Source organism: Arthrobacter sp. UYEF20, from assembly GCF_040546335.1.
Taxonomy (GTDB): Bacteria; Actinomycetota; Actinomycetes; order Actinomycetales; family Micrococcaceae; genus Arthrobacter.
Genome location: NZ_JBEPNP010000016.1, coordinates 36,866 through 50,003, shown reverse-complemented (window position 1 = coordinate 50,003; position 13,138 = coordinate 36,866). Strand labels below are relative to the sequence as shown.

The window sequence follows — 13,138 nt, the reverse complement described above, 5'->3', positions numbered from 1 at the left end:
CGTTCGGTGCCATGGGTATCAGTACTGGGGGTTCAGCGGGTACTGCTGTTTCACGCCGAACCGCTCCTGGTAGGCCTTGGAGTTCTCGCCGGAAGCGTTGTAGCGGAAGAGGAACTGGTTGACCCAGTTCAGCCAGACCTGGTCGCCCTGCTTGATGCCCATGGCGTTGTATTCCAGCGGAACCAGCTGGTCTTTGGTGACACGCAGTGTGTTGTCCAGCTTCGCCTGGTAGGCCAGGAAGTTGGTGTCCTCGATGAAGGCGTCGGCCTGGCCTTGCTGGACGGCGAGGATGGCAGCCGCGGAGGAGTCGTAGTCCTGGGTTTTCGCGCTGCTTCCGACCTTCTTCAATACGTCGGTGTTGGTGGATCCCTTGACTGCGGCGACGGTTTTCCCTTCAAGGTCCTGGACGGTGTTGATCGTGCTGTCCTTCTTGACCAGCAGCGCCTGGCTGGCAACGACGTATGGGTCGGTGAACTCGATCTGCTTTGCGCGTTCACCGTTGCGGGTGAAGTTGCAGATCACCAAGTCGACTTTGCCGGTCTGGAGGTTCGGGATGCGGTTGGCTGAGGTCGTGTCCGTCACCTCAAGCTTGACCCCGAGATCCTTTGCCATGGCATTGGCGATGTCAATGTCGTAGCCGTCAGGCTGTCCCTGGTCGTTTTTGAATCCGAAGGGCGCGAAACTGAGGCAGTCGGCAACCTTCAGGGTGCCCCGCTGCTGGATCTGTGCCAGTGCTGACGTGGAATCGCCCCCGGCGGCACCCGGGCCGCCGCCTGCGATGGGTGTGCATGCCGAAACTGCCAGTGTCGCGGCGGCCACCGTCAGCGCTGCTGTGATGCCTCTGAATCGCTTGGAAACTTTCATTTTGTTGCCTCTTGTTCTGGATCGATATTGGCGTGAACGGGGACTAGCGGTTGGGGAGCACCTAGGCGCAAGGAGAGATCATCGGCACCGTTGCGTACAGCGCGGGCCACTGCCGCAACGATGGTGCCGTGAATCCGGGTCTCCGGTCCGGAGGCGCTGATGGCGGCCACTATGTGACCGTTGTGGTCGAAAACGGGCGCGCTGACACAGCGGATGTCGAGTTCATTCTCGATGTCATCGACCGCGTACCCGGCTTCCCTGATGGCTTCGAGCTCGTCCAGGAGACGCGTTGGAGTTGTAATCGTGTGCGGCGTCCGCGCGGGCATGCCGGCGGCCACCACAGCCTCGAATTCGCTGAAGGGTAGATAGGCAAGGAATGTTTTTCCGGAGGCCGTGCAATATGCCGGTGCCCGGTCTCCGACTCTGGACGCCATCTGAATAGATGACGGGCCAGCAATTTTTTCGATGTATGTCACCTGGCCTTCTCCATAGACAAGCAGATGAACGGTCTCGCCGGTCTTTGCAGCCAGGCGCTCCAGTATGGGCCTCGCTTGCTCTCGCAGATCCAGTCCGGAAAGGTATGCGCCGCCCAGGGTGACCGCCATGACGCCGAGACGGTATCGGCCGTCACGGTTCTGCTCTACAAGCTGGACATCCCGCAAGGGTTCAAGGAGGCGAAGAAGAGTGCTCTTGTTCATCCCAAGGACCAATGAAAGCTCACTCAGGGAGGCACCATGACCTGAGGCTGTGGGCCCCGTCAGTGCACCCAGGATTCCCAAGGCCTTCCGCAGCGACGACGAGTCATTACGTTTGACGGGGAGCGCTTCGTCTTCAATGTTTTGCATTGCAAAACTCCATTTCATGTGTTGCTTTATCGTAGACGCGGTATTCAGACGAGGCAATGGCTTTTTGCCAACTCACCAAAAATATCTTTTGCCATGCACAACCACGTTTCACGAAATTGGACGGCGTTAAGAACCCTCGTTTCGAAGTGATTGCGGAGAGATGTTGAGTGCCCAACATCCAGTGCGAGCATGCCGGACTTGCCTCACTGAGCGGTCAAGTCCAAGTGTGTGGTGTAACGCGGTTGCCGCGTGATCCTTGGTTCGTTTAGGCGCTGAGCGCCAGTTCTTTGGTGTTCCCTGCCTCCTCTGTGGTCGGCGTGCCAGTGGCTTGAGCCTGCTGGATGAGTTCAAGGCCGAGGTAGCGGCGGGCTTCGATCCATTCATCGGGTTGCTCGGCCAGGACGGCGCCGACGAGGCGGATCAACGAGGTCCGGTCGGGGAAGATTCCGACCACATCTGTCCGCCTTCTGATCTCGCGATTGAGGCGTTCCTGCGGTTGTTGGACCACACCTGCCGCCAGAGTCCCTTCGGGAACGGCGTGAACGCGAGCACGTCGGCGCGGGCGGCTTCGAGGTGGTCGGCGACCTTTGGCAGCTTCTCTTCCAGGGCGCGCAGGACGCGGTCGAACTGGGCGTGCACGGCGTCCGCGTCGGGCTGGTCGTAAACACTGTGCAGCAGGGTTTTCACCCAGGGCCAGCTGGTCTTGGGTGTGAGGGACATCAGATTCGCCGCGTAGTGGGTTCTGCAGCGCTGCCAGGACGCTCCGGGCAGGGTCGCGCCGATCGCCGCGACGAGCCCGGCGTGGGCGTCGGAGGTCACGAGTTTGACCCCGGAGAGTCCGCGGGCGGTGAGGTCGCGGAAGAATCCGAGCCAGCCGGCCCCGTCCTCGGACGAGGTGGCCTGGATCCCCGGGACTTCCCGGTGCCCGTCGGCATTGACGCCGGTCGCGACCAGGGCATGGACGTTCGCAACCCGCCCGCCCTCGCGGACCTTCAGCACCAGCGCATCGGCGGCAACGAACGTATACGGGCCCGCATCCAGGGGCCGGGTCCGGAACTGCTCGACCTGTTCGTCGAGGTCCCGGGCCATGATGGAGACCTGGGACTTGGACAGTCGGGTGATACCCAGGGATTCGACGAGTTTCTCCATCCGCCGGGTGCTCACCCCGAGCAGGTAGCAGGTTGCCACGACGGAGGTCAGGGCGGCCTCGGCCCGGCGGCGGCGTTCCAGCAGCCAGTCCGGGAAATACGTGCCCTGGCGCAGCTTCGGGATGGCGACGTCAAGGGTTCCGGCACGGGTGTCGAAGTCCCGGTGTCGGTACCCGTTGCGGGAGTTCACCCGCTCCGTGGAGGCGATGCCGTATTCGGCGCCGCAGACGGCGTCGGCCTCGGCACCCATCAGGGCGGTGATGAAGGTCTGGAGCATCTGGCGCAGCAAGTCAGGGGACGCCTGCTCGAGCTGCTCGGACAGAAAACGGGTCGGATCGATAGAATAAGGTGCGGTCATCGCGGAGTTCTCCTTCAGGAAAGACATTGGACTGTCATTTCCGAGGATCACGCGGTGACCGCCTTTGCGTCTGGCAACACGCCCGAGGTGGGCCGTTACACCACGCTAATGGACGCTACCCCCCCACAGAATTCAGGGTGTTGCACTCACCACCTGAACTCGCCAGTTTTGCGACATGAGGGATATGAGACAGGTCATGCGGCTCGCGAGACAGGCCGGGCGAGAGTTTGTACATCCCGACGGGGCAAGGGTTGCGTCAGGCCCGACGCACCTGTCCACAGGGGATCTGTCCAAAGGGGGGTGAATCTTCTATATCTGCCACAGAAGCGATCCCAATCGCAGCTTGACAGATATAGAAGATTCACCCCAACTACCTCTACTCGGAGAACGAGGACCTCCTGGTGTTCGCCGGCCTCTACGAGTTCTGGCCCGATCCGGCCCTGCCCGAGGATTACCCGGGGAAATGGCTCCTCACCTGCACCGTGCTGACGGCCACAGCGCACGACACGCTCGGCCATATCCACGACCGGGCGCCGGTCATCGTTCCGCGGGAGATGTGGGCCGACTCGCTGGACCCGGACACGCGGGACAAGACCAAGGTATAAGAGCTGCCGGACAGCGTCCCCGAACCCGCCCTCACTCCGCGGATCGTCAGCGACCGGGTCAACTCGGTACGGAACAAAGGCCCGGACTCATCGAGCCCGCGGGCTCCTAGCGCAGAAAGGGCCAATTGCGCAGCAGGCCGCTGCGCAATTGGCCCTTTCGACGGATCAGCGGGCGACGACCCCCGGGCTGAACTTGATCCCGTATGCGGTCCCCATCCCGATGACGGTAATCAGTGCACCCTTGTCAGCGGCCGTCAACTTGTAGGTCGCACCGTTGGCGCCGTTGATGGGCTGATTGTTGCGGCACCACATGAATCGCGCCTTAGGGTCCTTCTTCCAGGCGGCGGTCAGAACAGACCCGACCTTGGCGTCGCCGGTCATGGATGGCACGGAGCCCGCGGCCGGTTCCGGCGCAACGGCGGTCGTGGGCACGTTAGCCACCACGATGGTGTCCGCATAACCCTTCAGGGAGCCGGTGATAATGGCCGCGAGCCTGCTGCCAACGTCGGCGGACGTGACGGCGTAGCTCGGGCCGGTCGCGCCGGGGATTGCAGCTCCGTTACGCAGCCACTGAATGCTGCTCTTGACTCCGGCCTGTTTCCACACCGGGTTTGAGAGCAGTAGGGTATCGCCGGACTGCAGCACGCCGATCGTGAACGGACCGGTCTTAGGGTTGCGCGGGTCGCCGAAGGGGTGCTGAGGTGAAATGTCCAGCGGCTTCAGGGTGGACGGCTTGACCGGCAGAGAGTAGGAACTGGCGGCCACCTTGCCGGTGGCGATCCCTTGGGTGCGCAGCACGATCAGGGTGTTCAGGTCCGCCGTCGTGAGCTTGTAGGTCAGGGCGGTGGCGCCCGGGATGGGGTTGCCGTTGCGAAGCCACTGGTACTTCATGACCACCGGGACGGCCATTACCCAGCTCTTCTGAGTGCCGCGCAGGATGTTCCCGGGAGAGGCTGTGCCGGTGACGATCGGTGCGGGAGTGACGGCCGGGACGGCGGCGGTACTGTCCGACGTCGCACTGACCGACCGGTACCCGGCGGCCGACAGCGTGACTCGGTAGCTGAGCTTCTTGCCCACATCGGCCGCGGTGACCCGGTAGGTGACGCTTGTGGCGCCTGGAACCGAAACACCGCTCCGGAACCACTGGTAGGTGTCCTTGGTTGGAACCTTGTTGTCGTATCTTCCGTAGCTGGCCACGAAATTCGCCCCGACCTCAGGGTTGCTGCCGATCTCCACGTAGCTCGGTGTCTTGAGTGCGGACAGGGCCGCGGCCTCGGTCGAGATCCCGGGCTTTGCCGGCTGGTCGGCGGCCTTGGCCGGGATACCGACGGCTGAGACCGCCAGTGCGGCAAGTGTCCCGGCAGCACCGAGGCGTAGAACTACTCTCTTCAATTTTCCCCCAATATTCAGCCTCCGCTGGCACCCGGCAGAGGGTCTAAGTGACATAGTAACTGGGAAGCGCCGATGCGCGCGGCCCGGCGGCCCGGCGTGCCAGCCGATTACAGCTCTGGCCGACCCGTCCCTGCCGGAGCAGGGGGAATGGCTGCTCACCTGCACCGTGACGACCCTAGGACACTGCTGAACAAAGGTCGATCTGGCCGGGAGTGCTTGTCGGTGACGGGCCTGGGGCGGTTCGGGTGTCCGTCTGGCGGCGGTTCGCGGTTTGTGGTGGCTGAGCTTGGAGGCTTTGCGGAGTGGCTCTTGGGGCTGCGCTGGCGGGTGTGCTGCGGGTTGCCCGGCGGCTTTCCGGGGCCTTTTAGCTGATGGCCCAGGTTCCGCTTTTGTTGGCAAGTCCGAGATTGACCATCCTGCGCAGGTTCAGCCCTGCCGTGCGCAGGGTGAGCCAGGAGTTGTTCCTGGCGACTCCGCGGTAGGAACGACGCAGCCCCGGCCAGGTGTTAGGAAATATGGGCGAAATAGACATGCACTTCTTTCGCCTGTCGACGACCTGTGTGGTCACGAAAAGGGTGTTGAAGCCAGGGTCGTAGAGCATTTTCGAAAACCACGGCTCGGACGTCAGGTCGTTGACCACCCACTTGGGCAGGGAGACCGAGCTGCCTCCGTAGACGGAAGGACCCGTCAGTCGGTCCAGCCCGGCCATCTGGCCCATTGGGTTGCCGGCCGCTTGGTGGCTCTTCGCCCATACAGCAATCAAACCGTTGAGGGCGGGGTTGCTCTTCAGCGCGGGAAGCCCCTTCTTCACCCGAAGAGCATTGAGCCCGTTGAAAACCTCGGTATAGGAAGTTGCCGGAACAGGCTTTGCCACCCAGATCACGAGGTTCTGAAGACTGGAGACCGTCATAGTGCTAGTGCTGCCGCCCTGTTTGTACGTGTACCGGATTGTGGTCGTCACCCGGTAAGAGCCGGGTGAGACATTCACGCTGGTCGCACTTGGCGTGATGACCTTGCCGGCAGCGGTGACGACGGTTAGGCGTGCGCTGACAACAGTGGCGCCTTTGCCGACCGTGTAGGAGGGCCTGAGCAGGCGTTTCGCGGAAGCATTCGCAGTCGTTGAACTCAGCAGATTATTGATCGTCACTGCAGGAGCAGTGAAAGGCTTCGCGGCGGAAACGCTGATGGCGGCGGGGGAGGCAATGGCCGGTGAGATGCCAGCCAAAGAAATACTGACAGCAATAACGGTTGCTATCAAGAGTTTTCGGCGACGTTTTTTCATCATTTCCCCCATTAGACTTCCCACCTAACGATATTCCGTCGGCCAACCGGAGCCTAACACGGCTCGGCCTTCCATTTAGGTGCCTGATGCCGCCGGGCTGTAACCGATTCTGGAAACGGTAACAATTTCCAGTTGCGCCGTACACATGGGTGTCATGAGTATCTGCAGTCTTCAAATCGTCCTCCTGTCGGCAGCCCTCGCCGTCGGCCTGACCAGTACCGGGTTCAACGGACCAACCCTCGGGAAAGTCACGCTAGTGATTGGTCTTCCCTGATCTTGCGGCAATTTTGTTTTGAGCACGTCGATTCTGTTGTCAGTAGAGTTTTCCGTCGTTGATTCCCAACACGGCTTATCGACGGGGATTTACCGGGTTTGTTCCTCGCGGCCGGGTGTCGTTAGGCGATCCTTTCCCGACACCGGTCTAAGCGTGACTTTTCCGAGCATTGGTCCTCAAGCCCCCATACCGGCCTGAATCGGTTCTGGGCTGGGATGTTGAGGTAAGGTTGTACCAGTTTGGTACTAAAACAGTACAACACTACAACCATGTTGGTATTGTTTTGGTTGTGAATCACAACAATATTAGTATTGAACTGGTTTTGATACGAGTTGCTTACTGAAAGTTAAAGAGACGAAATGATCATTACGATAGGTTCGCTAAAGGGTGGCGTGGGCAAGAGCACTGCCACGGTAAATGCAGCTGCGGAACTAACACGCCTGGGTTACAAAACGATTGTTGTCGATGCTGACCCCATCGGCACGACTGCCAACTGGATTGGCGATCGGGAGAAGCAGAGCCCAGATCATGCCGCCATTATTGGCATTCAGAAGAAGGGAAACCTTCGCAGTACGTTGCAGGAGCTGGACACCAATTACGACGTCGTTCTCGTTGATGTCGGAGGTTATGACAGCCAGGAAATGAGGACGGCTGCAACATCGTCGGATCTCCTAGTGGTCCCGATGAAGCCGTCTCCCGTTGATCTCGACACTCTCCCGCAGTTCGTGGACTTGCTGGGCGCATTCCGGGACTTCAATCCGGAGCTCTTGGTGAGGGGACTGTTCACACAGGCGCCTACTCATTCAATGAGCAAGAAGCTCGATGACGCAAAGGATATCCTCGGCGACTATCCCGAGCTGCCTCTGTTCGATACGACGATGTATCAGCGCAGCGCCTACATGGACGTCATGCCATTGGGTAGGGGAGTGGTGGAGTGGAACGATTCCAAAGCAAAGGCTGAAACGCAGGTACTCGTACAGGAGATGATGAGCCTTGCCTAGAGTTACGCCCAATCGACGCAGGGAAGCGGTGGATCCGGACCTGGAGAAGCGGATTGAGGCATTCAGCCAGGGCGCGACGACAGCTCCCGAGCCGTCAGCCGAGGCTAAGGAGCCTGCCGTGCCAGCGGCTCAATGGCCGGCGCGTTCTAAGCCCGTTGCGAAGGAACCGACGTCCGTTGGATTCAACTTTAAGATGACCCCGACGGATCACATGCGGCTCAAGGCTGTGTGTGCCCAGGAAGAACGAAGTATTCAGTACATTCTGAACAGGATCGTTTGGCCGGCCATTGCCGACCTCGAGAAAAAGTAGTACTATTTTAGTACTACTTTGGTACTAAATTTTCTCGACCGAAGCAGACTGTCAGAGCATTGCTGGCTACATAGGCGCTGAAGAAGCCTGACATGCCCCCTTGAGGAGCTGGTGTCAGGCCTGATCACGCGTTGACAAGCTTTTGTGCGTTTGGCGGGCGGCTCCACGCAGAGTCCTGCCCGTGTTTGGCTCAAGCACCCTTTCCGGTGTGTTCGGGGTGTATTCTGGGTGTATGAGTATCGCTACAGTGATCAACAGCGGCTACATGGAGACGGCGCGGCTGGACATCCATGAGCTTGTCCGCCGGCTGAACACGCATCTGGGCCCGACGCTTGTTGCTGCCCTGTCGGGGTCGAAGGACGCGAAGCAGCCGATCCGGTGGGCCAAACAGGGCGGCCCTACGCCCGGTCCGGCCTTTGAGAACCGTCTTCGCCTGGCCCACCGACTGTGGGGGTATCTCGCTGATGCCGAGTCGGATCATGTGGCCCGGGCCTGGTTTATCGGGGGAAACCCGTGGCTGGGGGAGGACACCCCGATCACCGCCATCCGTGAGGACCGGCACAAGGAAGTCACGGCCGCGGTGACCGCGTTCCTGCAGGACGTCTACGACGCATGAGCCCGGAGGGCCGGCTCTGCACCCGGACAGGTCTGTGGTTGAACGATGGTTTCAGCGTCGGTTATCGCGTGGCGGTGGGGGACTACGGGGCACTGAGTCCGCCCTCGAGGTCTGCCGGCTCGGACCGTGTCGCGTGGGGCCGTTTCGACACGACCGGATCCACGGTTTATCTGGCGTCGACGCCGGAGACGGCCTTCCAGGAAGTCCTGTCGCTCTTCGCGCAGAAGCTGGGGTCCGGGAACCCTCTTGAAAAGGATGCGGCCGCACTCGGTCTGACGCTGGAGGAGTTCCTGGCCGCGGTCGCCGAGGAATGGGAGGAAGGTTCCTACATGGGGCGCGGCTGCCTTCCCGCGCAATGGCGGAACCGCCGCCGGCTCTTCCGCCTGGAGCTGGGCGCGCCCGAATCCTGGATCGACATCGGTCATCCCGACACCATTGCCACGATCCGCCGCGTCCTGGGTGAGGACCTGCACGCCGCGACCGGCTGCACGGACGTGACACTGGCAGAGATCCATGCGCCGAACAGGGAGGTCACCACACGCATCGCCGGCTGGATGCGCGAGCTGGTGCTGGATGACGGAACGCATCCGTCCGGGATCAGGTACACCAGCAAGTTCGGCGGGGACTGCTTCGCGTACTGGCTCCGCCGCCGGGACGGCGGGCTCGGCGCGGACACGCTCCGGGTGGCGTCGGGAACCGGCATCGGCCTGCGGTCTGACGCCCTCAAGACTGCTGCCGGCCGACTGGGAATCCGCTGCTTTTGAAGCACCGTCGACGACAGACCATTGAGGCCAGTAGGCCTGGCCAAAGGTCCGTCCGCGGATCCACCCATCGTCGTAGGCGCCGTTGTCGGCGCCGTTGTCGGCGTACAGTCCACGTGGAAACTCGATTTATCTGCGGGAGTTGCATCAGATCGGCGGTCAGCGTCGGCCGGTAAAATCACAAATCCGCGAAGTTCGGTAGGACCGGTCTGCGGGGAAACGAGATCACGGTAAGTCGGAACATAGTCCATCTGTGTGGCCAGTCCTTGTCGTACCCCGGTTCAGCGGCTTGGATTGCGGTTCTCTATGAAGACATAGGAGCGATGAGTCTGAGCTGGTCGTCGAGGCCTTGACGCCGGGCGAGGCGAAGCACGCCGCGATTCGCTGGGCTGAGAGCCGCTTCTAGGTAGCCCAGCTGCGCGAGGCGAATCTTGATGAGCTCGCGTGTGACTCTCTCGGCCACACGCGGGGCGCTTCAGAAAACGGAAAAAATACCACGCTAAGCCTTGGAAGGTGATGGTAGGGGCCTGAATTTGCCCGTGCCGATCCTGTGCGGCCTGCAGGACAATGAGGTGGGACACCGGATTTCAGCCCGCCTCGGCGGTGGCCAGCGGCGGTTTTCCGTTTAGCTCGCGGCGGGCAGTGCGTCCGGGATCCGCGGCTTGGCGTTGCCGGCGAAGGTGAACCTGGCGTCGTCGCCTTCGCCGTCCACATCCACCACCACGATGTCGCCGCCGTGCAGCTCGCCGAAGAGGATCTTCTCGGAGAGCTGGTCCTCGATCTCGCGCTGGATGGTGCGGCGCAGCGGCCGGGCGCCCATCGCGGGATCGTAGCCGCGGGTGGCCAGGAGCACCTTGGCTGCGGTGGTGAGCTCGATGCCCATGTCCTTGTCCGCAAGCCGCTGCTCCAGCCGGCCGATCATCAGGTCCACGATCTCGATGATCTCGTCCTGGGTCAGCTGCGGGAAGACGATGACGTCGTCAACCCGGTTCAGGAACTCGGGGCGGAAGTGGGCCTTGAGCTCCTCCGTGACGCGGGCGCGCATCCGGTTGTAGCCGGTCTGCGTGTCCGTGCCGGACTGGAAGCCGGTGGCCACGCTCTTGGAGATGTCGCGGGTGCCCAGGTTGGTGGTCATGATGATCACGGTGTTCTTGAAGTCCACCACCCGGCCATGGCTGTCGGTCAGGCGTCCGTCCTCCAGGATCTGCAGCAGCGAGTTGAAGAGGTCCGCGTGCGCCTTCTCGACCTCGTCGAAGAGAATCACGGAGAACGGACGGCGGCGGACCTTCTCGGTCAGCTGTCCGCCCTCGTCGTAACCGACGTAGCCCGGAGGTGCGCCGAAGAGGCGCGACACCGTGTGCTTCTCCGAGTACTCGGACATGTCCAGGGTGATCAGTGCGTCCTCTTCGCCGAACAGGAACTCGGCGAGGGCCTTGGCGAGCTCGGTCTTGCCGACGCCCGTGGGGCCGGCGAAGATGAACGAACCGCCCGGACGCTTCGGGTCCTTCAGGCCTGCACGGGTGCGGCGGATAGCCCGCGAAACCGACTTAATCGCCTCCTCCTGGCCCACCACACGTTGATGCAGCTCGTCTTCCATCTTCAGCAGGCGGGAGGACTCCTCCTCGGTCAGCTTGAAGACCGGAATACCGGTGGAATTCGCCGGCACCTCGGCGATCAGTTCCTCATCGACCTCGGAGATGTCGTCCAGCCCGCCGGTCTTCCACTGGCGTTCCTTCGCTTTACGCACGGTCACGAGTTTCTGCTCCTCATCGCGCAGTGACGCGGCCCCCTCGTAGTCCTGGGCGTCAATCGCGGACTCCTTCGCCAGCTTCATGGCGGCGATTTTCTCGTCCAAGACCTTGAGCTCCGGCGGGGCCGTCATCCGGCGGATGCGCAGCCGTGCACCGGCCTCATCGATCAGGTCGATCGCCTTGTCCGGCAGGAACCGGTCCGAGATGTAACGCTCCGAGAGATTCGCCGCGGCAACCAGCGCGCCGTTGGTGATGGTGACCCGGTGGTGTGCCTCGTACCGGTCACGGAGGCCCTTGAGGATCTCGATCGCGTCGGCGACAGAGGGTTCCTTGACCTGGATCGGCTGGAAACGGCGTTCCAGCGCGGCATCCTTCTCGATGTGCTTCCGGTACTCATCCAGCGTGGTGGCGCCGATGGTCTGCAGCTCCCCGCGGGCCAGCAACGGCTTCAGGATCGAAGCCGCATCGATGGCACCCTCGGCAGCACCGGCACCCACCAGGGTGTGGATCTCATCAATGAACAGAAGAATGTCGCCGCGGGTGCGGATCTCCTTGAGGACCTTCTTCAGCCGTTCCTCGAAGTCACCGCGGTACCGGGAACCGGCCACCAGGGACCCGAGGTCCAGGGTGTACAGCTGCTTGTCCTTGAGAGTCTCCGGGACGTCGCCGCGGACAATCGCCTGCGCCAGGCCCTCGACGACGGCGGTCTTGCCGACGCCCGGCTCGCCGATCAGCACCGGGTTGTTCTTGGTGCGGCGGGACAGCACCTGCATGACGCGTTCCATTTCGGATTCGCGCCCGATCACGGGGTCCAGCTTGTTCTCACGCGCGGCCTGGGTCAGGTTGCGGCCGAACTGGTCCAGGACCACGGAACCGGCGGGAGTCGCTTCGGCCTGGTCCTGGCCGGGGCCGGCGCCGGTGGATTCCTTGCCCTGGTAGCCGGAGAGCAGCTGGATGACCTGGTTGCGGACGCGGCCCAGGTCCGCGCCGAGCTTGACCAGCACCTGGGCGGCCACGCCTTCACCCTCGCGGATGAGGCCGAGCAGGATGTGCTCGGTGCCGATGTAGTTGTGTCCCAGCTGCAGGGCCTCGCGCAGCGAGAGCTCCAGCACCTTCTTGGCACGCGGGGTGAAGGGGATGTGCCCGGACGGGGCCTGCTGGCCCGGGCCGATGATCTCCTGCACCTGCTCGCGGACGCCGTCGAGCGAAATGCCCAACGACTCGAGGGCTTTGGCGGCAACACCCTCACCCTCATGGATCAGACCCAACAGGATGTGTTCGGTACCAATGTAACCGTGGTTCAGCATGCGTGCCTCTTCTTGGGCAAGCACAACCACGCGACGGGCACGGTCCGTAAATCGCTCAAACATTTCGCCACACTCCTGGCTGCCGCCTACCTTGATGCTACGTCGCCTCAGGCCCCCTTGGGGTGTTCGCGCCAGATCCAGGCCCTTTGCGCAGAGCTCCTGACGGTGACCACGGCCAAACAGGGCCCGAAACTTCAGCCGGCTATCCGGGCAAAACCAAATGATTCCACGAAACAGCCCAGGCGGGCATCTTGACGGTGATGATTCTTGGCGCTCCATGGCTGTCGCCAAGGGACCCGATGGCAGCTCCCGCGCCGGGGTGGACGGACGACTGCTGCATCATCGCCCGCAAAATGGGCAATTTCGAACGAAATAGCCCTCATGGAACGCTGGGCGTCGAACGTGCCGCCCGAGTTCAGGGAGCAGGCCTTGGAGCGATCCGGATCCGCCAAACGGCTGGCCAAGGCCCGGATGCTGCTGGAAAAGGTCACCGTCCAGGGTGGGGTCGTCTGCGAAGTCCGTCCTCCCACCTGAGGATCCGAATTCCGTCTCCGCCGGTACCGCGGGGATGCGCGTCGTAGCCGTTTTGAATGAGTTCGTGAAGAAACCTCCCGCGATACTCCT

Annotated in this window: 10 protein-coding genes and 1 pseudogene; 5 read left to right on the top strand and 6 right to left on the bottom strand. The window is 62.2% G+C overall.

Going from position 1 to position 13,138, the window contains the following annotated elements:
* Positions 1–18: 18 nt before the first annotated feature.
* From ABIB26_RS16965 to ABIB26_RS16955, 3 genes and pseudogenes are all read right to left on the bottom strand, one after another.
* Positions 19–864, bottom strand: a complete 846-nt coding sequence (locus ABIB26_RS16965; protein WP_354245628.1) for a transporter substrate-binding domain-containing protein — start codon at positions 862–864, stop codon at positions 19–21.
* A complete protein-coding gene (locus ABIB26_RS16960; protein ID WP_354245626.1) occupies positions 861–1,709 on the bottom strand; it encodes an IclR family transcriptional regulator in 849 nt (282 codons plus the stop codon). The genes ABIB26_RS16965 and ABIB26_RS16960 overlap by 4 nt, the downstream gene beginning before the upstream one ends.
* Before the next feature lie 265 nt (positions 1,710–1,974).
* Positions 1,975–3,215 (bottom strand): annotated as a pseudogene (locus ABIB26_RS16955) (IS256 family transposase).
* A 359-nt stretch (positions 3,216–3,574) separates the two neighbouring features.
* Here ABIB26_RS16955 and ABIB26_RS16950 point away from each other — a divergent pair.
* Entirely contained in the window at positions 3,575–3,820 is a 246-nt protein-coding gene (locus ABIB26_RS16950) for an SOS response-associated peptidase family protein (RefSeq protein ID WP_354245758.1), read from the top strand.
* Positions 3,821–3,985: 165 nt separating this feature from the next.
* Here ABIB26_RS16950 and ABIB26_RS16945 read toward each other — a convergent pair whose 3' ends face one another.
* Both ABIB26_RS16945 and ABIB26_RS16940 read right to left on the bottom strand, forming a co-directional pair.
* Positions 3,986–5,212 (bottom strand): hypothetical protein, encoded by a 1,227-nt coding sequence (locus tag ABIB26_RS16945; protein ID WP_354245623.1) that lies wholly within the window; start codon positions 5,210–5,212, stop codon positions 3,986–3,988.
* Between the two features lie 364 nt (positions 5,213–5,576).
* Positions 5,577–6,506, bottom strand: coding sequence for a CAP domain-containing protein (locus ABIB26_RS16940; protein ID WP_354245620.1), 930 nt, complete (start codon positions 6,504–6,506; stop codon positions 5,577–5,579).
* A gap of 621 nt (positions 6,507–7,127) precedes the next feature.
* On the opposite strand from ABIB26_RS16940, the gene ABIB26_RS16935 reads away from it, so the two are divergent.
* From ABIB26_RS16935 to ABIB26_RS16925, 3 genes are all read left to right on the top strand, one after another.
* The gene (locus ABIB26_RS16935) at positions 7,128–7,769 is read left to right on the top strand and encodes an AAA family ATPase (protein ID WP_354245618.1); all 642 of its coding nucleotides are present in this window, start codon (positions 7,128–7,130) and stop codon (positions 7,767–7,769) included.
* A gap of 542 nt (positions 7,770–8,311) precedes the next feature.
* Positions 8,312–8,695, top strand: a complete 384-nt coding sequence (locus ABIB26_RS16930) for a hypothetical protein (protein ID WP_354245615.1) — start codon at positions 8,312–8,314, stop codon at positions 8,693–8,695.
* Positions 8,692–9,459, top strand: coding sequence for a hypothetical protein (locus ABIB26_RS16925; RefSeq protein WP_354245613.1), 768 nt, complete (start codon positions 8,692–8,694; stop codon positions 9,457–9,459). The genes ABIB26_RS16930 and ABIB26_RS16925 overlap by 4 nt, the downstream gene beginning before the upstream one ends.
* A gap of 622 nt (positions 9,460–10,081) precedes the next feature.
* On the opposite strand, the gene ABIB26_RS16920 is transcribed toward ABIB26_RS16925, so the two are convergent.
* On the bottom strand, positions 10,082–12,577 hold the full coding sequence (locus ABIB26_RS16920; RefSeq protein WP_354245610.1) for an ATP-dependent Clp protease ATP-binding subunit: 2,496 nt from the start codon (positions 12,575–12,577) through the stop codon (positions 10,082–10,084).
* A gap of 318 nt (positions 12,578–12,895) precedes the next feature.
* On the opposite strand from ABIB26_RS16920, the gene ABIB26_RS16915 reads away from it, so the two are divergent.
* Complete coding sequence (locus ABIB26_RS16915) at positions 12,896–13,048, top strand: hypothetical protein (RefSeq protein WP_354245608.1); 153 nt, start codon at positions 12,896–12,898, stop codon at positions 13,046–13,048.
* The last annotated feature ends 90 nt before the right edge of the window (positions 13,049–13,138 follow it).